The organism is Paraliobacillus quinghaiensis, assembly GCF_003426025.1.
Taxonomy (GTDB): domain Bacteria; phylum Bacillota; class Bacilli; order Bacillales; family Amphibacillaceae; genus Paraliobacillus_A; species Paraliobacillus_A quinghaiensis.
On record NZ_QJSH01000024.1, the window covers coordinates 16883 to 38420 of the forward strand.

The window sequence follows — 21538 nt, forward strand, 5'->3', positions numbered from 1 at the left end:
GCCTATTCAAACCAGAAAGGAGCGGTCTCTAACATGAGCAGACGTCGAGGCATTATGTCCGATCGATTAAAGGAAGAGATTGCCAAGGAATTAGGTTTTTACGACACCGTTCAAAGTGAAGGCTGGGGCGGTATCAAAGCAAGAGATGCTGGAAATATGGTAAAACGAGCTGTAGAAATGGCTGAAGAACAATTAGCAAGAGGCAAATCCTAATAGGGTTTGTCTCTTTTTTTAATATATAGTATGGTATCATTGGATAAACTGTGAAAAACGTTAAATTTAACAAGAATTACCTTAAAGAAAAAAGTAGGTGAAGTATATGTATGTTTTAGAAAAAGCTCCCGCTAAAATTAATTTGTCCTTGGATGTATTGTGTAAACGTCCAGATGGTTATCATGAGATTGAAATGGTTATGACAACAGTAGACTTGGCAGATCGCGTAGAATTAACGGAACTTGATACGGATACAATAGAAATGGAATCAGAAAGTCGTTTTGTTCCTAATGATGAACGAAATCTTGCATATCGCGCAGCTAAGTTGTTAAAAGACACCTATCAAATCTCTAAAGGTGTTAAAATAAAAATCGAGAAAAACATTCCTGTTGCTTCAGGTCTGGCAGGAGGGAGTAGTGATGCAGCTGCTACTTTGCGTGGTTTGAATCGATTATGGTCATTACAAATACCTAAAGGTGAACTTGCGGAACTAGGTTCAAACATTGGATCTGATGTATCGTTTTGTGTGTACAACTCCACTGCAATTGTTCAAGGAAAAGGAGAAAAAATTACTGAATTACCTGCACCTCCTCCATGCTGGGTAGTGCTTGCAAAGCCAGATATGGGAGTATCAACTCAAAACGTTTATCAACACTTGAATTTAGCTGATCTAGTCCATCCAGATACTCAAGGGATGATTCAAGCCATAGAATCAAATAATTATAAAGGTTTAATTAATAGACTTGGTAATGTGTTGGAGTCGGTTACTTTGCCTATGCATCAAGAAGTGCAACAAATAAAGAAAAAAATGATATCATCTGGTGCAGATGCGGTTGTGATGAGTGGCAGCGGTCCAACTGTGTTCTCGCTTGTTCAACAAGAAAGTAGGGCTGATCGCATTTATAACAGCTTACGTGGTTTTTGTGAGGAAGTATATGTAGTTCGCATACTGGGATATTCGTAAGGACTTGAATAAACACGTATATAATGTTATATTTATTTCAAAATATTCGGTTTTTGAGGTGTAGGAAATGAAAAGAAGTGACCGGTTAATAGGAATGACATATTATATTCTGGAAAATCCCATGCAGTTGATTTCATTGCCATTTTTTTCAGAACAATATAATGCAGCTAAATCATCGATAAGTGAGGATTTAGCAATTATGAATAAAATGTTTCAAGAAGAAGGTATTGGTTATTTAGAGTCTGTATCTGGTGCAGCAGGAGGGGTGCGTTACATACCCCAATCTTCCAATGATAAAAGTGAAACATTTATTGAGATGTTATGTCGTCGCTTAGAAGATCCAGAACGATTACTACCAGGTGGTTACTTATTTATGAGTGATATCTTGGGAGAACCAGACACAATACGAGAAATAGGTAGATTGTTTGCAAGCCGATTTTCATCATTAGGTATTGAAGCGATAGTCACCGTTGCAACTAAAGGGATACCGTTAGCTTATGCTGTAGCAACATTTCTAAATGTTCCAGTCGTGATTGTCAGACGTGACCCGAAAATAACAGAAGGATCTACGGTTAGTATCAATTATGTTTCAGGGTCTACAAGGAAAATTCAAACAATGGTATTAACTAAACGTAGTTTAAAACAAGGTTCTACAGTTTGTGTTATCGATGATTTCATGAAAGCAGGGGGAACAATCGATGGTATAAAGAACCTGCTAAAGGAATTTGATGCGCACGTAGCGGCAATAGGTGTATTAGCAGAAGCGGAAGATGAAGAGGATGAGCGTGTAGTAGAGGAATATACATCACTTGTCCAAATTACCAATGTTGATGTTCGCAACCAACAAATCGAAGTTCATAAGGGTAACTTTTTTAATCAATAAAGGTCATTTTATAAATATAACTTTTATTCTTAGTTGATAGAAAATGCGCATTAATTAGTAACGTAACCTTGTCGGACAACGCCTGCATGACCCTTGTCGGGCCTCAAGACAAGGTATGCTTCAGTGAAATGACATGGCACGCAGAAAATCGTTTAGTATTTTCAACGAGTGTCATCCATTTGCTGACTAAATGGTTTAGGTTCTTAATGCGTATTTTATAAAAACTTAGCACAAACTTTTAAAATAAATAAAAATTCATAAAAGTTTTTCTGGTCAATCTTTGTCTTAAATTGGTATAAAAATGCTGTTAAAACACGTCTTAATGTAAACGTTTCCCTCCAATAGTGGCGGAATTTTGGCAACTTACATAAAAATAAAAAAATATTTTTTAAAATTTTTAAAAATAAGCAGGAATTCCTATGTTTTTGTTGAATTTATCCTAATAAGTTCTATGGGAAAAGGTGGTGAACATAATGGAAGTTACAGACGTTAGATTACGCCGCGTGAATACCGAGGGAAGAATGCGAGCAATTGCTTCTATTACGTTAGATCAGGAGTTTGTCGTGCATGATATTCGTGTTATTGACGGCAACAATGGTTTATTCGTAGCAATGCCTTCAAAGCGGACTCCCGATGGAGAGTTTCGGGATATTGCGCACCCAATCAATTCAGGTACGCGCTCGAAAATACAAGAGGCTGTATTAGCGCAGTATCATCAGGTAGAAGAGTTAGAAGTGGAAGTGGAATACGAAGGAGCAGGGGCGTCCTAAAAGTGTTTAATAAGGGACAGAGAGAGTCTAATCTATGATGATTAGACTTTTTTGTTTTCTGAAAAACGAGAAAGAATAGAAATGTCGTCTATCAGTGTTGAAATAGCGAGGGTTTTAAGATATATTCGTTAATGGATATAAATTTTTAATATAATACAGAATTTTGACTATAACTAGATACATATTGAACGGAGGGTATACTTCATGTCAAATAAATATGCTGTTGTACTTGCGGCGGGACAAGGGACTCGTATGAAATCTAAATTGTATAAAGTTTTACACCCTGTAATGAAACGTCCAATGGTACAACACGTAATAAATCAATTAGAAGTATTACAATTGGGGAAAATTATTACTGTGGTTGGTTTTGGGGCAGAAAAAGTAAAAGATCAAGTTGGAAATCAATCAATTTTTGTAACGCAGGAAGAACAATTAGGTACGGGCCATGCTGTAAAACAAGCGGAATCACTGTTACAGGATGCAGAGGGTGATACGCTTGTTATCTGTGGCGACACCCCACTTCTAACCAAAGAAACCCTACAAGCGCTGTTTGATCATCACAAGCAGACTAAAGCTAAAGCAACTGTACTTACGACAACTATTCAAGACCCTAGTGGATATGGACGTGTAATTAGAGATTTAAATGATGACGTTGCAAAAATTGTCGAGCATAAAGATGCTTCTCCCGAGCAGTTAGCTGTAAATGAAATTAATACAGGAACATACTGCTTTGATAACCAAACATTATTCCAAGCCTTAAAACAAGTGTCAAATGACAATGCGCAAGGTGAATATTATTTACCTGATGTAATGGAAATTATTAAACAATCTGGTGAAAAGATTGCAGCTTATCAAACTGAAGATGCTGATGAGACAATTGGTGTTAATGATCGTATCGCGCTAGCTAAAGCGGAAAAATTGATGAAGAAAAGAATTAATACAGCACACATGAAAAACGGTGTGTCGATTATTGATCCTGATCAAACATACATTGGTCCAGATGTTGCGATTGAAAGTGATGTTGTAATTGAACCAGGATGTATTCTTATGGGAGAAACTACTATTGGATCAGATAGTATTATTGGTCCGTATACAGAGATTAATAATTGTCAAATTGGGAAAAACACTATTATAAAGCAAAGTGTTGCGAAAGACAGCCAAATAGGGAGTAGTGTCCAGATTGGCCCTTTTGCTCATATTCGTCCGGAAGCATTGATTGAAGATGAGGTCAAAATTGGAAACTTTGTTGAGATTAAGAAAACTAAAATCCAACAGGCTAGTAAAGTGTCACACTTAAGTTATATAGGGGATGCGGATATTGGAAAAAATGTAAATGTTGGTTGTGGTACAATTACAGTGAACTATGATGGTAAAAATAAATATCTGACAAAAATTGAAGATGAAGCATTTATTGGTTGTAATGCGAATCTAATTGCTCCTGTTACAATTGGTAAAGGTGCTCTTGTTGCGGCAGGTTCTACGATTAATAAAGATGTGCCAGCAGAAGCATTATCAATTGCACGAACAAAACAAGAAAATAAATCAGGCTATGCAAAGAAAATAAAAAAATAAATTTTAAAACACTAATGGAGGTTTGACTAAATGTCAACGGGATATCAAGATGCATTTTTGAAAGTTTTTACACTAAATTCGAATCCGGATTTAGCAAAAGAGATTGCAGACCAAATAGGTGTGCCATTAGGAGAATGTTCTGTTACGTCATTCAGTGACGGAGAAATTCAAATTAATATCGAGGAAAGTGTACGTGGGTGTGATGTCTACGTGGTACAATCAACTAGTGGTCCTGTTAATCAGCATATTATGGAACTATTAATAATGGTTGATGCATTAAAACGTGCATCAGCTAAAACGATTAACGTAGTAATTCCGTATTATGGATATGCAAGACAAGATCGAAAGGCAAGAGCTCGAGAGCCAATTACAGCTAAACTAGTAGCAGATATATTACAAGTAGCGGGTGCATCACGTGTAATTACACTAGATCTACACGCACCACAAATACAAGGTTTCTTTAATATCCCAGTTGACCAATTAGTTGGTGTTCCTATTTTATCGGATTACTGGATTGAAAAAGGCTTAGAGGATGTAGTTGTTGTCTCTCCAGACCATGGCGGTGTATCAAGAGCAAGGCAATTAGCTGATCGCTTAAAAGCACCAATTGCGATTATTGATAAACGCCGACCTCGTCCTAACGTTGCGGAAGTGATGAACATTGTTGGGAATGTTCAAGGGAAAACAGCTATTTTAATTGATGATATAATTGATACAGCTGGTACAATTACGTTAGCTGCAGACTCATTAATTGAAAATGGTGCAACAGAGGTGTATGCGTGCTGTACACATCCTGTCTTATCAGGACCTGCAATGGATCGGATTGGGAATTCAGCTATTAAAGAATTAGTTGTTACAAATTCTATCTCGTTATCAAAAGAGAAACAATCAGAAAAAGTTGTTACATTATCAGTAGCACCATTAATCAGTGAAGCAATTATTCGTGTCCATGAACAGTTGTCTGTAAGTGTTTTATTTGATTAATTTTTAAAAATAGGTTTAATGATGTATGGAATAGGGAAATATGTTCTACAGTAGTCAGTAGTGAAAATTATTGGAGGTTGAAGGACATGGCAGTAAAACTAAAAGCAGAGCGTAGAGAAGATTATCAGAAATCGTATACGAAACAAATAAGAGAAGAAGGGCGTATTCCAGCAGTCATATACGGAAATAATAAAGAGCCACAAACAGTTTCCGTTAACAGCATTGATTTATTAAAAACTGTACGTGATGAGGGTAAAAACGCAATTATTTCACTTGATGTAGAAGGACAATCTGTAGATGTAATGCTTCATGAATATCAAGTTGAACCAATTAAAGATGAGTTAATCCATGCGGATTTCTATATTGTTAATATGTCACAAGAGATGGACGTATCAGTAGCTATTCACTTAGACGGTGAAGCGGAAGGCACTAAAGAGGGCGGTGTCTTGCAACAACCATTATATGAATTGGCTGTGCGTGCTAAACCAGCTGATATTCCAGAAGAAATTAAAATTGATGTTTCTGCATTAACAGTTGGTGACAGTATCATGGTTTCAGATTTAAAAGAGGGTAAAAACTACGAAATTCTAGAAGATGAAAATACAACAATCGTAACAGTATCTGCTCCAGATGCAGAGCCGGTAGAAGAATCAGACGAAGATGAAGATAAAGAGCCAGAAGTAATAAATGAAAAGTCAGATGACGAAGAAGAATGAGTTAGAAGAGAAAGCTTGGACCTTAGTAGTCCAAGCTTCTTTCTTTGTATAAATAATTGCTCTATAATGTTGCTTTATTTTTTAATAGAAAATCAGTACAATAAGAATAGATTGGAAATTGTATATAAGGAATGTGAACAAATATGAAATGTATTGTTGGATTAGGTAATCCAGGAAGAAAATATAGAAAAACACGTCATAATATTGGGTTTATGGTTATCGATGAAATCGCTAGAAGAAATGAATGGGATTTAAATAAAAAAAAGTTTAATGGTCATTATACAATGGAGACAGTTAATCAAGAAAAAATTATTTTATTAGAGCCGCAAACCTATATGAATTTGTCAGGGGAATCGTTAAAGCCGCTAATGGACTATTATGAATTAGAGGAAAAAGATATTGTTGTTGTTTATGATGATTTAGACTTACCTACCGGAAAAATTCGTCTACGTCAAAAAGGAGGACATGGTGGACATAACGGAATAAAATCGATTATAGAGCATTTAGGGACAAAAGATTTTAATCGATTGCGTGTTGGGGTCGATCGACCAATTGCTGGTATGTCTGTTGTTGATCATGTGCTAGGGAAGTTTAATAAGGAACAGGCTTTGATGGTTAAAGATAGTATTGAAAAAGCGGCAGATGCTTGTGAATCATGGATGAAAAAGCCGTTTCATGAAGTAATGAATGAATTTAATTAGTAGTCATACAATAGAATAGGATGTATAAATAACCTACTAACGGTGAAACTATATTTAGAGAAAGTACTGTTGGAGGGTTTAGTATGGCTATTAAATATAAGTGTCATCATTGTAATCATATTTTGGGTACATTGGATCATCAATATGTAGAAACCAATGCTTTAGGGTTGCAACATTTATCTGTTGAAGATAGAAAAGAGATGATTCAATATCTATCTAATGGAGACATTGAAATAAAAACTATTTGTGAAGATTGTCAAGATACATTAGAACAGAATCCTGATTACCACGCATTAGATTCTTTCATACAATAGTAATTTATATTACAACACTTTGCGCCAAAGTTGGAGTGTTCTTATAATTAATTAAAAAGATATAAGCTAAGTTGCTTTGGTTTAATTAACCAAGGCATTTTTGTACGTTATAGTGTTGTAGATGTACAGGTAGGAAATAAAGCGATATATGTGTATCGTTTTAGGGGGAGAAGAAATGAAAGCAATAAAGGAGTATTTACATAACCATGATGATATAAATTCGGTAATTGCAGGTGTGACATCAGGGTTAAATGAGCAGCTAATTAGTGGATTATCAGGGTCTGCACGTAGTGTGCTGGTCTCTATTTTGCAGTCGGCAGTTAATAAGCCAATATTACTTGTTACACATCAGTTAGCACAAGCGCAGCAAATGTATGATGATTTAGTAGAATTATCAGATCATGATAATGTGTACCTTTATCCGGTAAATGAGTTGGTTGCGTCAGAAATTGCAATTGCCAGCCCAGAACTGAGAAGTCAGAGAATCACGGCATTAACGGAGTGGTCGGAAAATGGAAATGGTGTTATTGTTGCACCCGTAGCTGCTCTGAAGCGAATTTTACCTCCTAAAGAATATTGGGATAATTATCAGTTGAATTTCCGAGTTGGAGAAGAGATTTCAATAGAAAAGTACATGACAACTCTAGTTGAAATGGGTTATGAACGAGTAGACATGGTTTCCAGTCCAGGTGAATGTAGTATACGAGGTGGGATTATCGATATGTATCCAATTACAGAAGATAATCCAATTCGTGTTGAGTTATTCGATGAGGAAGTTGATTCTATTCGTTTTTTTGATGCATCCTCACAACGGTCATTGAAAAAAATAGACAATATTATAATTCAGCCAGTGACAGAACTTTTGTTAACGAATGAGGATATACTTGCTGGAGCACATAGACTTGAAACATCTCTAGCAACATCTTTGAAGAAAATCAAAAACGGAGAGGCTAAAGAGACTCTTTCTGAAATAATTAGTTATGATATTGATCGTATGAAACAACATGAGCGGTTTCAAGAGATGTATAAGTATAGCGGCTTTTTTTATCAAAACCCAGCTAGTTTGCTAGACTACTTACCGAAAGATGGTTTTGTTGTTTTGGATGAGATGAGCCGTATTCAGGAGACAGCAACTCACTTAGACCAAGAAGAAGCACAATGGCATCAAACAATGTTAGAGTCAAATAAAATGGTACAAGATTTATCGATTTCGTATGATTGGCATGATGTTTTGCAAAAAATGGATCACTCAAAAGTTTATTTGTCTGTATTTTTACGTCATGTGCCAAATACTACTCCACAAAATATCGTGAATATGTCTTGTCGTGTCATGCAAGAATTTCATGGGCAAATGAATTTACTGCAAAATGAAATGGAACGTTGGAAAAAAGGTGATTACACTACTATTATTTATGTACCTAATGCGCAGCGAGTGGAAAAGGTGCAATCGATTCTAGATGATTATGGAATGCAAGCGATTATGGGCGATGAAACAATCAAATTGCCTGCTGAAAAACCTGTAATTATGATTGGTGGGATTAGTGGTGGTTTCGAATTACCACTGCATAAACTAGCTGTTCTAACTGAGAATGAACTGTTTAAGAAAACAACAGCTCGGCCCAAACGAAAGCAGAAGATCTCCAATGCGGAACGAATTAAAAATTATCAAGAATTAAAAGTTGGTGATTATGTTGTACATGCCCATCATGGGATTGGGCGTTTTATAGGTATTGAGACTTTAGTTGTAAATAATGTGCATAAGGATTTTATGTTACTAAAATACTCAGGCGACGATAAGTTGTTTGTACCGATTGACCAAATTGATTTAGTACAAAAATATGTGGGATCTGAAGGTAAAGAACCTAAACTTTATAAACTTGGTGGTACAGAGTGGAAAAAGGTAAAAAGTAAAGTTCAGTCTACAGTAGAAGATATTGCTGATGATTTAATTAAGCTTTATGCCGAGAGAGAAGCTGCTAAGGGTCATGCTTTTTCAGAGGATTTTGCTATGCAACGTGAATTTGAGGATGCATTTCCTTATCAAGAGACTGAAGATCAGTTGCGTTGTATAGAAGAAATTAAACAGGATATGCAAAGAGTAAGACCAATGGATCGCTTATTATGCGGTGATGTTGGCTATGGCAAAACAGAAGTTGCAATTCGAGCAGCTTTTAAAGCAATAACAGAGGGGAAACAAGTAGCAATTTTAGTACCAACAACGATTTTAGCACAACAACACTATGAGACAGTTATGGAACGTTTTCAAGATTATCCAATTAATGTTGGCTTATTGAGTCGTTTTCGTACACGAAAGCAACAAAATAAAACATTAGATGATCTAAAAAAAGGGCTTGTTGATCTTGTGATAGGAACACATCGAATTTTATCTAAAGATGTCCATTATAAGGATTTAGGTTTATTGATCGTGGATGAAGAACAACGTTTTGGTGTGAAGCACAAAGAAAAAATTAAGCAATTAAAAACAAATGTTGATGTTTTAACTTTGACCGCTACACCAATACCGAGAACTTTGCATATGTCAATGCTTGGTGTTAGAGACTTGTCTGTTATTGAGACGCCACCAGCAAATCGTTTTCCAATTCAGACGTATGTTATTGAATATAATCCTGTCTTTTTACGTGAAGCAATTGAGCGAGAGATGAGTCGAGGAGGACAAGTATTCTTTCTATATAATAGGGTTGAAAATATTGAACGCATAGCACAGGAGATTAGTATGCTAGTAGGCGATGCCCGGGTAGCTGTAGCTCATGGTCAAATGAATGAATCTGAACTAGAAAATGTTATGCTAGGATTTTTAGAAGGGGAGTATGATGTACTTGTTAGTACAACAATTATTGAGACGGGTGTAGATATTCCTAACGTTAATACACTAATTGTCGCTAATGCTGATCGGATGGGATTAAGTCAACTTTATCAGCTGCGTGGCCGAGTAGGACGAAGTAATAGGATAGCATACGCATACTTTACTTATCAAAGAGATAAAGTCTTAACAGAAGTTGCTGAGAAACGTTTGCAGGCAATTAAAGAATTTACCGAATTAGGTTCTGGTTTTAAAATTGCAATGCGCGATCTATCCATTCGTGGAGCAGGAAATATTCTGGGAGCACAGCAGCATGGTTTTATTGACTCAGTAGGATTTGATATGTATTCTCAAATGTTAAAAGATGCAATAGATAAACGGAAAGAAGATAAAACAGGTGAAGAGATTAAACCTTTTGAACCAGAATTAAATATTTCAATTGAAGCATATATTCCAGATAGCTATATTCCAGATGGGAAACAAAAGATTGATATATATAAACGGTTTCAATCAGCAAGTACTAAAGAAGATATAGAAGATATTCGTGAGGAATTAATTGATCGTTTTGGTGATTATCCCGATGAAGTTGCAAACTTATTCGATGTAACAAACATGAGGGTACTTTCCAAAAAACACCGTATAAAATCAATTAAAGAGAAAAAGAAAAAAATAGATATGTTAGTTGAAGAGAAAGTAAGCCAAAAAATTAATGGTGAGAAGCTATTTGAGTATGCAAACAAATTTGGACGAATGGTACAGTTAGGAACAGATAATCAATGCTTAAAAGTTAGCTTTCAATTCGATCAGAAAACCTTCTCAAATCGATATGAACTCGTTATTAGCTTCATGGAAAATTTAGGCGATATGCAACAAGACGACGCTAAAAAAGATGTATAGTTCTTTTGGTAACTAACCATACTAATACCACAACTGGTTATTTCTGTTTCATTATCCCATAAGAGGTTGTTCAAAAAGAACACGTTATAAGGTAGAAACAATGCCAGAAGGTAGATCATCAAAGAAAGAGAGGCTATACTTAAATGAAAGCAACTGGAATCGTGCGTCGTATTGATGATTTGGGAAGGGTAGTCATACCAAAGGAAATTAGAAGAACATTGCGAATACGGGAAGGTGACCCGCTAGAGATTTTTGTCGATCGGGAAGGAGAAGTTATTCTAAAGAAATATTCACCAATTCGTGAACTTGGTAATTTTGCGAAAGAATATGCAGAGGCCTTATTTGATTCAATTGGAAATCCTGTTTTGATTTGTGACCGGGATACTTATATCGCTGTTTCAGGCGAATCCAAAAAAGATTACTTAGGAAAGAATATCTCTTCCATGATTGAAAAGGTAATGGAGGATCGTACTGGTGTAATGAAGCCAGAAAAAATAGCATTGGAATTGGTGGCAGATCAAGATCCAATAGATACGTCTTATGTTATGCAACCAATTATTGCTAATGGTGATCCAATTGGATGTGTGGTACTTTTTTCTAAAGACTCTCTTGTTTCAACAGTGGAACAAAAGGCGGTAGAAACTGCTGCAAGCTTTTTAGCTAGGCAAATGGAATAACGCATTGACTGATTAAGTGATAGGCGATTGTTAATCAAACCCGCCTATCACTTTTTATAATTAAACTTAGATAACACTTGTCAATTATAGCGTTTCCATATAGGATAAGAAATAGGGTGTTGAAATGGCATAGCTCTGGGGGATTATTATGGAACAAAAGCTTATTGTAGAGAAAGTGTTGAATAATAATGTTATTATTGCAGCGCATCCAGACTACCAAGAAGTTGTTTTAATTGGAAAGGGAATCGGTTTTAATCGAGATAAAGGAGACACCGTCCCATCCGAACAAGCTGAGAAAACCTTCTTGTTAAAAGATGCACAAGAAAAAGAACAGTATATGCACTTATTAGATCATATTGATCAAGACTTAATTAGTTTTTTTAATGAAATTATGTTTTTTATAGAAGAAAGAATGGGTCAATCTTTAAATGAGCATATTCATGTTGCTTTAACAGATCACCTGGCGTTTGCAATTAATCGCGTGCATAAAAGTATTCAATTTAATAACCCTTTTTTATTTGAAATAGAGTCGTTATACCCAAAGGAATATCAGGTTGCAACAGAAGTAGTTGAAAAAATAAAGGGACGTTTAGATGTTCCATTTCCTGATGGGGAAGTAGGGTTTATTGCGTTGCACATCCATAGTGCAGTCACTGATAAATCACTACGCGATATTAATAAACATCACAAATTAATTTCAAAAATGGTTAACGTAATTGAAGAAAATTTAGAGGTGAAGTTAGAAAAGGGAAATATGGATTATAACCGATTAATCCAGCACTTGCACCGTGCAATTGAGCGTGTCTATCAAGGAGAACAACTTGGTAGACAAAAAACTTTAGCAGAAATGTTGAAAATGACATATCCTTTATGCTATAATTTAGCTTGGAAGTTGATAAAAGTAATGCAGAAACAATTAAATAGGCCAGTAGATGAAACAGAAGTCTTATATTTGACGATTCATTTACAGCGTTTAACTGATAAAATCTAGTTACGTGTTACTGATACGATCAGGCATGAGTAAATAGTTTTTAGGTTATCAATGGGATTCGTGTATCCGTTGTCACCTGAAAATTTTTGCTCATGTCTTTTTTGTGTTTAAAAATTGACCCAAAAGCTTTATTAAATTATTAAAAATGCTATTGCCATTCATTATTTTTAAATTTTTACACAAACTAGAGTCTGCATTACTAAAATAAAAAGGAGGAATTCGTAATGTCAAACTTATTTGGTACACTACAAAAAATAGGGAAAGCACTTATGCTCCCTGTTGCGTTACTACCTGCCGCAGGTATTTTACTTGCATTTGGTACAAGTTTTGCACAAGATCAATGGATAGAACAGTTCACATGGTTCGCTAATCCAGGAGTTCTAAAAGTATTAGAAGTAATGGCGGCCGCTGGTGGAATTGTATTTGCTAACTTGCCGTTGCTGTTTGCGGTTGGTGTAGCGATCGGGCTTTCTAAAGGAGATGGTGTAGCAGGACTAGCTGCGATCATCGGTTATCTAATTATGAATGTAACGATGGGCGTGTTTGGTAACGTTACAGCGGATATGGCAGCAAATAATCCAGCATATACGAATATGCTAGGTATTAACACCTTACAAACTGGTGTGTTTGGCGGTATTATTGTCGGTATACTTGCCTCGTATATGTATAGAAAATACTACAATATTGAGTTGCCACAATTTTTAGGTTTCTTTGCTGGTAAGCGTTTTGTTCCTATTATTACAGCGTTTACGTCATTAATTTTAGGTATTATCATGTATTTTGTGTGGCCTTTTGCACAAGAAGGTTTAAACGCATTATCATATGTAATGTTAGACACAAACAGAGCAATCTCAACATTTGTATTTGGTGTAATTGAAAGAGCTTTAATACCATTTGGTTTACACCACATTTTCTATTCACCTTTCTGGTTTGAATTTGGTCAATATACAAATGCTGCTGGAGAGTTAGTACGTGGTGACCAGACAATTTTCTTTGCTCAACTTAAAGATGGTGTTCCTTTTACTGCTGGTAACTTTATGACAGGTAAATTCCCGTTCATGATGTTTGGACTTCCAGCAGCTGCACTTGCAATTTATCACACTGCTAGACCAGAACGTAAAAAAGTGGTAGCAGGTATTATGGGTTCTGCAGCATTAACATCGTTCCTAACAGGAATTACAGAACCAATTGAATTCTCATTCTTGTTCGTAGCACCAATCTTATTTGGTATTCATACGATCTTTGCAGGTCTATCGTTTATGACGATGTACTTACTTGATGTTAAAATTGGAATGACATTCTCTGGTGGTTTAATTGACTATATTTTATTCGGAATTATGCCTAACCGCACCGACTGGTGGTGGGTAATTATTATCGGGCTTGTATTCGCTGTAATCTACTACTTTGGTTTCCGTTGGGTTATTTTGAAATTCAACCTAGCGACACCAGGCCGTGAGGATGAAGCAGAGGATATCGGCGATAGTGATGGCGAAGTAGATGATCGTCCATATGAAATTCTTACAGCAATGGGTGGACAAGAAAACATCACGAACTTAGATGCATGTATAACACGTCTACGTGTAAGTGTAGCGGATAAGAAGAATGTTGATAAGAAACGTCTAAAAGCATTAGGTGCTTCTGGTGTAATGGAAGTCGGAAATAATATTCAAGCTATCTTTGGTACTGCGTCAGATACGATTCGCGGTCAAATGCAAGATATTATTGATGGAAAAACACCACGCAAGAAAGAAGAAGTAAAAGAAGATGAACAAGGAAATGGAGCACAAGCTTGTGATATTTCCGGGGAAATAGATTTAAGCAGTCCAATGGCTGGTGAAATTTTACCAATAACTGAAGTGCCAGATCAAGTTTTCTCACAAAAAATGATGGGTGATGGTTTTGCAGTTAAACCATCTGCCGGAAAAGTTGTAGCGCCAGTTAACGGAAAGATTTTAAATATATTCCCTACGAAGCATGCAATTGGAATTCAAGCTGAAAATGGATTAGAAATTTTAATTCATATCGGAATTGATACTGTGAAATTGAAAGGTGAAGGTTTCACGCAAATAGCAGAAGAAGGCCAAGAAGTGAAAAAAGGTGACGTCTTGATGGAAGTAGATTTAGACTACATTGCTAAAAATGCTGAATCAACGGTAACACCAGTTATCTTTACAAACCTTCAAGAGGGTCAATCTGTTGCAGTTGTAGCAGGTCAAGTAAAAGAAAATCAAGGCGGCTTTGTTAAAGTGAACTAAGTAAAGTAAACCTCTCTATTCGATTGAATAGAGAGGTTTTTTTTTGTGCAAATCGAAATTCCCATCTTCACAGTCCTAATGGGCAGTATATCTATTTTACGTCATAATGTATTTTTTATATCAATAATACGTTATTCTTTAAAAAGTTTATCGATTATTAACAGGGGATAGAGGAAGTAATGGGTTCAAGGGTATTCGGATCCAATTTAAGTAGCATTCTGAACTGAGGGGCGTTTCAAATTATGCTATAATGTCAACTAGACAGAAGGACGTTATTTATAGAAAGGCGCACGATTATGGACCAAAATACTAATAGACAATTTTTTAAAGGTGCCTTATTAATTACTATGGCAGGCATTATAAGTAAGGTGCTAAGTGCTGGTTACCGTATTCCGCTGCAAAATATAACAGGAGATTTGGGTTTTTATATTTACCAGCAAATCTACCCAATTTTAGGTATTGCGACAATGCTTGCGTTATACGGATTTCCAACAGCAATTTCAAAAATTGTGGCAGAAAAAAATGAAGGAAAAAATGGATTATTACCAAGATCTATATATTACTCTATTTTTAGTTTGATTTTTATATTTTCAGTAAGTTTCACAGTTGGTATCTATTTTGCAGCACCAATAATTGCAAAAATAATGGGTGATGTGGCATTAATTCAACCACTCAGAGTTAGTGGGCTTACTTTTTTAGTTATTCCCTTTGTTGCAAGCTTAAGAGGGATTTTTCAAGGGCATAATAATATGGTGCCAACTGCTACGTCGCAAATCATGGAGCAATTAGTCCGTGTAACGCTTATTATAACGACTGCTATTGTAGTTGTGACAAAGCAGCAATCTATATATATGATTGGAACAGGTGCAGCAATTGCTTCGTTTGTTGGTGCAATAGGGGCTTTCCTAATACTCATTCTTTTTTGGTTAAAGCATAGGAAACAGTTAGAAAAAGTAGAGAAACATTCCGTTGACTGGGGTTATATGGTTCGAATTATTTTTGTTTATGGTATGGTGATTACTATTAACCATATGTTACTACTTCTATTTCAGTTTGCTGATGCATTTACTTTGGTTTCCAACCTTATTAAAAGTGGTATCTCGTTAACAGAAGCACAAGCATGGAAAGGGATTTTTGACCGGGGACAACCGTTGGTGCAACTGGGAATCGTAGTTGGTTCTGCTCAAGCACTTGCTTTATTGCCATCAATTACGAAACAGCGCTTAATAAAGGATCCTAACCAATTTTTTTCATACATACAAAGTGCATGGAAATTTAGTTTATATTTATCCGTTGGTGCTGCTGCAGGTCTGATTGCTCTATTCCCTCAAGCTAATATCTTGTTATTTAAAGATGCTGTAGGCACCTTTAGCTTGCAAATCTTATCTGTGACAATTATATTTGCATCTTTAAGCATTACAACAGCAACTATCTTACAAGGATTAGGTTTTGCGTATCGAACAGCACTTATTATCGTTTTTGGTGTAGTCATGAAAGGCCTACTAAATCTGTGGTTGGTACCGATATATGGTATTACAGGCAGTGCATGCGCGACAGTGGTTGGTGCAGCAAGTGTGTTCTTTCTTAATCTCCACCAACTTAAAAAAGAAATACCCAACCATAAAATAATTAATGTGCCATGGCTGCAATTTTTCCAGGCTATTAGTGGAATGCTTATTTTTATAATAGGTATGAACTACTTTGGTATGAGCCTTCTACAGGTTACATCACGAATAGACTACCTAGGATATGTTTTATTCAATATTATTATAGGTTTCTGCATTTATTTTTTCTTATTAATTCGTTTAAAAGCGTTTACTATAAGAGAAATACAACTATTACCATTTAGCAACATATTTTTAAAAATTGTGAAGGGAGTAAGAGATGAATATGACAGCAAAAATTGAAGTGATCGGCTTAGGAGCAGGTGACATTGATCAGCTCCCTTTAGGAATTTATCGTAAGTTAACGGAACGGAAAGTACCAACCTATTTACGAACGCTTGACCATCCTGTATTGGAAAAATTAAAAGAAGAAAGTGTTAACTTTACATCGTTTGATGAAGTGTATGAAGAATATGATCAATTTGAACAAGTCTATCACACGATTGTTACGCAGTTAATAGAAGCTGCAATAAAAAATGGAGTTATCTTATATGCTGTTCCAGGTCACCCAATGCTTGCAGAAAAAACTGTCCAACTATTATTAGAACAGAACGACGTAGAAGTTGAGATTATCGGAGGACAAAGTTACTTAGATGCAATATTTGCTAGTCTAAAAATTGATCCAATCGATGGATTTCAATTTTTAGATGGAACCAATTTTAAGCGTAGTCAAATTAATTATCAAAACCATATTATTTTCTGTCAAGTCTATGATGGCTTTATTGCATCTGAAGTAAAACTAACATTGTTAGAGGATCTCATGCCAGATCATCCTGTTACAATTGCAGATGCAGTAGGAAGTGAATGGGAAAAAATACAAACAATTCCTTTAGTAGAGTTAGATCAGAGTGTTGTATTAAGTAACTTGACTAGTATTTATGTTCCACCAGTTAGTAGCACGGAGTTGAATCATCAATTTTTCCGTTTGCGAGAAGTGATCAACCAATTGCGTGGTCCCAATGGTTGCCCGTGGGATAGAAGGCAAACACACCAAACGTTACGCAAGTATTTAATAGAGGAAGCATATGAATTAATTGATGCAATTAACCAAGAAGATGATGATGCCATTATTGATGAGCTTGGTGATGTATTGTTGCAGGTTATGCTACATAGCCAAATCGGAGAAGATTCGGGGTATTTTACGATTGACGAAGTAATTCAAACTATTACAGAAAAAATGATTCGCAGGCATCCACATGTATTTGGTACTGTAGAAGTGAAAGATGAGCAGGATGTTTTAACAAATTGGGATGAGATTAAAGCATCTGAAAAAGGGAAAGAAAAGACACAATCATTATTAGATCGTGTGCCAGATGCTGCTTCTCCATTGATAAGAGCGGAAGGATTACAAAAACAAGCAGCAAAAGTTGGTTTTGATTGGACAGACCCTGCAGATATATGGGATAAAGTGGAGGAAGAACTAAGTGAAATAAAAAGTGCAATTGAAAATGGTACTATTAAAGAAATAGAAGAAGAATTTGGAGATGTAGTGTTTGCTATTGTCAACTTAGCAAGATATTATAAAATTAGTAGTGAAATTGCTTTGGAAAAGACAAACCAAAAGTTTATTAGTCGTTTTCACTATATAGAAGATCAAACAAAGATTAAAAAATTAAAAATGGAAAATATGTCACTTGAATCATTAGATCAATTATGGAATGAAGCTAAAAATAAAAATAAGTAATAGAGAGGGAGCGAGTATAAATACTATGAGACTAGATAAATTTTTAAAAGTTTCCCGGTTAATTAAACGTCGGACATTAGCGAAGGAGGTAGCCGATCAAGGTAGAATTACCATAAATGGAAATCAGGCTAAAGCATCATCAACAGTAGCGGTGGGTGATGAGCTTATCATTCAATTTGGTCAGAAGCGATTAACGATTCAAGTTGAGTCACTTCGAGAGGCAGTCAAGAAAGATGAGGCAACAACATTATATAAAGTAAAGAACGAAGAAGCAATTAAGTAAAGTCAATCGTTCTAAACTTGTCCTTCCCTTCATATGCTTATATGGATAAAGGGAGGGACTTTTTATGGTACAAGAATATAATAATAATCATCATCCATCAACTGTGGCTCAAAAAGAACATCAAGTGCGTATAAATAATCGAAGAAGTATTGAAATTAGTGGCGTGAAAGAAGTGGATAGTTTTGATAATGAAGAATTTTTGTTACAGACTGTCATGGGTTTTATTATGATTCGTGGTGAGAACTTACAAATAAAAAACTTAGACGTTGGCGAAGGGAATGTAGCAATTAAAGGTAAGATATTTGAACTCTCTTATATTGATGAACAACAGGGAGATAAAGCTAAAGGATTCTTTAGTAAGCTGTTTAAATGACCCTGACAACACAATTCCAAACTATAATAGTTATGATTATTGGAGGAGTTTACCTAGGTATGGCCCTTGAAACGTTTCGTCGTTTTGAGGACTATTGGAAGAAAAATATTATCTTTAATTATATGATGGAAATAAGCTTTTGGCTTCTTCAAACACTTATATTATTTTATTTGCTATTTGTTGTAAATAATGGAGAAGTTCGTTTTTATATTTTTCTGGCTGTGCTTTGTGGGTTTGCTGCATATCAAAGTCTGTTTGCTTCTTATTACTGTCGTCTTTTAGAGCGTATAATTACTAGTTTCCTTGCGCTATATCATTTTGTGTATCAAATAATTGATACGATTATTTTTACGCCTTTAAAGTGGCTGATACAACTCTTGTTTGCTATTTTTTTATTAATAATTCGTCTTATATACTGGCTCTTCTGGATGATCTTACGTATTATTTATATTCCTATAAGTATAATAGTCAATATTTTTTCACACTTTATTCCAAAAAATGCGAAAAATTACTTACATTCTTTAGCAGGAATTTATAGTAAAATAGAGAATAGTATAGTAACGAGGTGGAAGAATTACTGGGATAAAGGAGGTAGTTGATAGGTGGGACGAAAAGAGCGAAACGTATCTCGTATTAATTCTACATATGTGCAACAATATGACGCACATGTAGAGAGGCATCGTAAGAAGAAAAAGAGACTTCACCGTCGCCTAATACTATTTGCCATTATTGTAGCAATCACCTTTGGTAGTATTATTACGTATCATATTAACCAACGTGTAATGTATTCACAAAAACAAGAGCACTATGATGCACTACAAGTAGAAATGAAAGCACTAGAAACCGAAGAAAAAGAGTTAGATGAGGAAATTAAGCTATTAGAAGATGAGGAGTATGTTTTGCAAATCGCAAAGACAAACTACTTTTTTACTGAAGAGGGCGAAATTATCTTTAAACTGCCAAAAGAAGACCCATCTTATTGACACACTTTTTACTGCTTGGATATAATATAAATGGAGTATATCTTTTTCTAATTTCTTAAGGAGGAGCATTTTTTTTATGTCAATCGAAGTGGGCAGCAAGTTACAGGGTAAGATAACGGGTATTACTAATTTTGGAGCCTTTGTCGAACTGCCAGAAGGTAAGACGGGTTTAGTTCATATTAGTGAAGTTGCTGATAATTATGTGAAGGATATTAATGAACACTTAACTGTCGGTGATGAAGTTACTGTGAAAGTTATTAATGTCGGAGAAGATGGTAAAGTTGGCTTGTCGATAAAAAAAGCAAAGGATAATCCAAAACAAGACCGTCGTAAAAAAAATAATAACCCAAAGAATAACCGCGACAATACAGAATCATTTGAGGCAAAAATGAATCGTTTTCTTAAAGAGTCTGAAGATCGCCTAGCTTCTTTGCGTAAACATACGGAATCAAAGCGTGGAGGTCGAGGTGCTAAGAAGGGCTAACTTGCTGCTTACGAAAGTGTCTAATTAAATGCTGACAATAGGTATAATGATTTAAAAATAACAAAAGCTATTACTAATTAAAACAGTAATAGCTTTTATTTAGTTTTAATTTAATGGTCCTTCAACAAGGTTGTACCATATTACTATAGCTTGTGTATTAATAAGTCATACTCATAAAGGTAACTTAAAATGCGTCGGTTCTATTTAACATATTAGCTTGTTTAGTATACTTTTAAGTGTTATCATATTACTTGCTCATATTTTCACTAAATATACACACATTTATGTTTTATAAGTTACGGAAGTGTGTTATTATTTTAACTGTAAGAAAAAGAATTATACTTAAATAAGGGGTGCGAAAAATGAAATTCAAATTATTTCTAGCAATGATACTTTCTGTATCTTTACTAGCAGCATGTGGTGGTACTGATGATACTACTGAAGATACTAATGGTAACGATAATGAAGAAACAGATGTAGTAACAACAGCATCAATCGTTTCTGAAGCAGATGCTTTTGTTGATGCAGTAAGTGAAGATGGTACATGGATTATCGCTACACTTAACGATATTACACTTGAAGAAGAGGTCGTTGTAGCTGGAGAATTCCACAATAAAGATAACGAAGAAGAAGACGTTTATCGTAAAATCGCTGTTTACACACAAGATGAAGATCGTAACATTGTAGATTCTTTCACAGTTACAGTTCCACAAATGACGGTTCAGAGTCCAAACTTGAACTTCCAAGGTGGTACTTTAGCAGGTGATGTATATGTAGAAGCTAATGGTTTCCAACTTCATGAAACATCAACAATTGAAGGAAATCTTACTTTCGCAAGTCAAGAATACCAAGATTCAGCTAACATCGCTGGTGAAGTAACTGGTGAAACTACTGTAGAAGGTGAAGCAGATGTAGTAACAACAGCTTCAATTGTTAACGAAGCTGATGCTTTTGCTAATGCAGTAAGCGAAGATGGTACTTGGATCATTGCTACACTTAGTGATATTACACTTGAAGAAGAAATCGTTGTAGCTGGAGAATTCCACAATAAAGATAACGAAGAAGAAGACGTTTATCGTAAAATCGCTGTTTACACACAAGATGAAGATCGTAACATTGTAGATTCTTTCACAGTTACAGTTCCACAAATGACGGTTCAGAGTCCAAACTTGAACTTCCAAGGTGGTACTTTAGCAGGTGATGTATATGTAGAAGCTAATGGTTTCCAACTTCATGAAACATCAACAATTGAAGGAAATCTTACTTTCGCAAGTCAAGAATACCAAGATTCAGCTAACATCGCTGGTGA

General features: G+C 35.4%; 21 protein-coding genes. All 21 read left to right on the forward strand.

Annotated features, from left to right (window positions below):
• Positions 1-33: 33 nt before the first annotated feature.
• The gene (locus D2K40_RS13195; RefSeq protein ID WP_117156728.1) at positions 34-213 is read left to right on the forward strand and encodes a small, acid-soluble spore protein, alpha/beta type; all 180 of its coding nucleotides are present in this window, start codon (positions 34-36) and stop codon (positions 211-213) included.
• A gap of 106 nt (positions 214-319) precedes the next feature.
• Positions 320-1177 carry a 4-(cytidine 5'-diphospho)-2-C-methyl-D-erythritol kinase gene (gene ispE, locus D2K40_RS13200; RefSeq protein ID WP_117156730.1) on the forward strand — a complete coding sequence of 286 codons (858 nt, stop codon included), beginning with the start codon at positions 320-322 and terminating at the stop codon, positions 1175-1177.
• A 67-nt stretch (positions 1178-1244) separates the two neighbouring features.
• A complete protein-coding gene (gene purR, locus D2K40_RS13205; RefSeq protein WP_117156732.1) occupies positions 1245-2060 on the forward strand; it encodes a pur operon repressor in 816 nt (271 codons plus the stop codon).
• Positions 2061-2533: 473 nt separating this feature from the next.
• Positions 2534-2830: a septation regulator SpoVG gene (spoVG, locus tag D2K40_RS13210; protein ID WP_117156734.1), complete on the forward strand. Its 297-nt coding sequence runs from the start codon at positions 2534-2536 to the stop codon at positions 2828-2830.
• Positions 2831-3034: 204 nt separating this feature from the next.
• Complete coding sequence (glmU, locus tag D2K40_RS13215) at positions 3035-4402, forward strand: bifunctional UDP-N-acetylglucosamine diphosphorylase/glucosamine-1-phosphate N-acetyltransferase GlmU (protein ID WP_117156736.1); 1368 nt, start codon at positions 3035-3037, stop codon at positions 4400-4402.
• Positions 4403-4432: 30 nt separating this feature from the next.
• Positions 4433-5386, forward strand: coding sequence for a ribose-phosphate diphosphokinase (locus D2K40_RS13220; protein WP_117156738.1), 954 nt, complete (start codon positions 4433-4435; stop codon positions 5384-5386).
• An 86-nt stretch (positions 5387-5472) separates the two neighbouring features.
• Positions 5473-6102, forward strand: coding sequence for a 50S ribosomal protein L25/general stress protein Ctc (locus D2K40_RS13225; RefSeq protein WP_117156740.1), 630 nt, complete (start codon positions 5473-5475; stop codon positions 6100-6102).
• A gap of 143 nt (positions 6103-6245) precedes the next feature.
• Positions 6246-6803 carry an aminoacyl-tRNA hydrolase gene (gene pth, locus D2K40_RS13230; RefSeq protein ID WP_117156742.1) on the forward strand — a complete coding sequence of 186 codons (558 nt, stop codon included), beginning with the start codon at positions 6246-6248 and terminating at the stop codon, positions 6801-6803.
• 83 nt (positions 6804-6886) lie between these two features.
• The gene (locus D2K40_RS13235; RefSeq protein WP_117156744.1) at positions 6887-7117 is read left to right on the forward strand and encodes an anti-sigma-F factor Fin; all 231 of its coding nucleotides are present in this window, start codon (positions 6887-6889) and stop codon (positions 7115-7117) included.
• Between the two features lie 175 nt (positions 7118-7292).
• On the forward strand, positions 7293-10835 hold the full coding sequence (mfd, locus tag D2K40_RS13240) for a transcription-repair coupling factor (protein ID WP_117156746.1): 3543 nt from the start codon (positions 7293-7295) through the stop codon (positions 10833-10835).
• A 143-nt stretch (positions 10836-10978) separates the two neighbouring features.
• The gene (spoVT, locus tag D2K40_RS13245) at positions 10979-11512 is read left to right on the forward strand and encodes a stage V sporulation protein T (protein WP_117156748.1); all 534 of its coding nucleotides are present in this window, start codon (positions 10979-10981) and stop codon (positions 11510-11512) included.
• Between the two features lie 148 nt (positions 11513-11660).
• Positions 11661-12503 carry a glucose PTS transporter transcription antiterminator GlcT gene (gene glcT, locus D2K40_RS13250; protein ID WP_117156750.1) on the forward strand — a complete coding sequence of 281 codons (843 nt, stop codon included), beginning with the start codon at positions 11661-11663 and terminating at the stop codon, positions 12501-12503.
• 224 nt (positions 12504-12727) lie between these two features.
• Positions 12728-14758 (forward strand): glucose-specific PTS transporter subunit IIBC, encoded by a 2031-nt coding sequence (gene ptsG / locus D2K40_RS13255; protein ID WP_117156752.1) that lies wholly within the window; start codon positions 12728-12730, stop codon positions 14756-14758.
• A 296-nt stretch (positions 14759-15054) separates the two neighbouring features.
• Complete coding sequence (locus tag D2K40_RS13260; protein ID WP_117156755.1) at positions 15055-16665, forward strand: putative polysaccharide biosynthesis protein; 1611 nt, start codon at positions 15055-15057, stop codon at positions 16663-16665.
• Positions 16643-18106 (forward strand): bifunctional methyltransferase/pyrophosphohydrolase YabN, encoded by a 1464-nt coding sequence (yabN, locus tag D2K40_RS13265; RefSeq protein WP_308422917.1) that lies wholly within the window; start codon positions 16643-16645, stop codon positions 18104-18106. Before D2K40_RS13260 ends, yabN begins: the two co-directional genes overlap by 23 nt.
• A 25-nt stretch (positions 18107-18131) precedes the next feature.
• Complete coding sequence (locus tag D2K40_RS13270) at positions 18132-18389, forward strand: RNA-binding S4 domain-containing protein (protein WP_117156757.1); 258 nt, start codon at positions 18132-18134, stop codon at positions 18387-18389.
• 64 nt (positions 18390-18453) lie between these two features.
• Positions 18454-18762, forward strand: coding sequence for a sporulation protein YabP (gene yabP / locus D2K40_RS13275; protein WP_117156759.1), 309 nt, complete (start codon positions 18454-18456; stop codon positions 18760-18762).
• Positions 18759-19361 (forward strand): spore cortex biosynthesis protein YabQ, encoded by a 603-nt coding sequence (yabQ, locus tag D2K40_RS13280; protein WP_117156761.1) that lies wholly within the window; start codon positions 18759-18761, stop codon positions 19359-19361. Before yabP ends, yabQ begins: the two co-directional genes overlap by 4 nt.
• A 3-nt stretch (positions 19362-19364) precedes the next feature.
• The gene (locus D2K40_RS13285) at positions 19365-19745 is read left to right on the forward strand and encodes an FtsB family cell division protein (RefSeq protein WP_117156763.1); all 381 of its coding nucleotides are present in this window, start codon (positions 19365-19367) and stop codon (positions 19743-19745) included.
• A gap of 76 nt (positions 19746-19821) precedes the next feature.
• Entirely contained in the window at positions 19822-20229 is a 408-nt protein-coding gene (locus D2K40_RS13290; RefSeq protein WP_117156765.1) for a S1 domain-containing RNA-binding protein, read from the forward strand.
• A 362-nt stretch (positions 20230-20591) separates the two neighbouring features.
• Positions 20592-21538: hypothetical protein (locus tag D2K40_RS16675; protein WP_240324911.1), on the forward strand; the 947-nt coding region annotated here is incomplete at its 3' end.

Excerpts from the sequence above, each read along its gene's own strand:
- spoVT (WP_117156748.1), top strand. The coding sequence starts at position 10,979 with ATGAAAGCAACTGGAATCGTGCGTCGTATTGATGATTTGGGAAGGGTA.
- D2K40_RS13270 (WP_117156757.1), top strand. The coding sequence starts at position 18,132 with ATGAGACTAGATAAATTTTTAAAAGTTTCCCGGTTAATTAAACGTCGG.
- D2K40_RS13260 (WP_117156755.1), top strand. The coding sequence starts at position 15,055 with ATGGACCAAAATACTAATAGACAATTTTTTAAAGGTGCCTTATTAATT.
- yabQ (WP_117156761.1), top strand. The coding sequence starts at position 18,759 with ATGACCCTGACAACACAATTCCAAACTATAATAGTTATGATTATTGGA.
- D2K40_RS13225 (WP_117156740.1), top strand. The coding sequence starts at position 5,473 with ATGGCAGTAAAACTAAAAGCAGAGCGTAGAGAAGATTATCAGAAATCG.
- D2K40_RS13220 (WP_117156738.1), top strand. The coding sequence starts at position 4,433 with ATGTCAACGGGATATCAAGATGCATTTTTGAAAGTTTTTACACTAAAT.
- ispE (WP_117156730.1), top strand. The coding sequence starts at position 320 with ATGTATGTTTTAGAAAAAGCTCCCGCTAAAATTAATTTGTCCTTGGAT.
- D2K40_RS13195 (WP_117156728.1), top strand. The coding sequence starts at position 34 with ATGAGCAGACGTCGAGGCATTATGTCCGATCGATTAAAGGAAGAGATT.
- ptsG (WP_117156752.1), top strand. The coding sequence starts at position 12,728 with ATGTCAAACTTATTTGGTACACTACAAAAAATAGGGAAAGCACTTATG.
- glcT (WP_117156750.1), top strand. The coding sequence starts at position 11,661 with ATGGAACAAAAGCTTATTGTAGAGAAAGTGTTGAATAATAATGTTATT.
- yabN (WP_308422917.1), top strand. The coding sequence starts at position 16,643 with ATGAATATGACAGCAAAAATTGAAGTGATCGGCTTAGGAGCAGGTGAC.
- D2K40_RS13290 (WP_117156765.1), top strand. The coding sequence starts at position 19,822 with ATGTCAATCGAAGTGGGCAGCAAGTTACAGGGTAAGATAACGGGTATT.
- yabP (WP_117156759.1), top strand. The coding sequence starts at position 18,454 with ATGGTACAAGAATATAATAATAATCATCATCCATCAACTGTGGCTCAA.
- spoVG (WP_117156734.1), top strand. The coding sequence starts at position 2,534 with ATGGAAGTTACAGACGTTAGATTACGCCGCGTGAATACCGAGGGAAGA.
- pth (WP_117156742.1), top strand. The coding sequence starts at position 6,246 with ATGAAATGTATTGTTGGATTAGGTAATCCAGGAAGAAAATATAGAAAA.
- D2K40_RS13235 (WP_117156744.1), top strand. The coding sequence starts at position 6,887 with ATGGCTATTAAATATAAGTGTCATCATTGTAATCATATTTTGGGTACA.
- purR (WP_117156732.1), top strand. The coding sequence starts at position 1,245 with ATGAAAAGAAGTGACCGGTTAATAGGAATGACATATTATATTCTGGAA.
- glmU (WP_117156736.1), top strand. The coding sequence starts at position 3,035 with ATGTCAAATAAATATGCTGTTGTACTTGCGGCGGGACAAGGGACTCGT.
- mfd (WP_117156746.1), top strand. The coding sequence starts at position 7,293 with ATGAAAGCAATAAAGGAGTATTTACATAACCATGATGATATAAATTCG.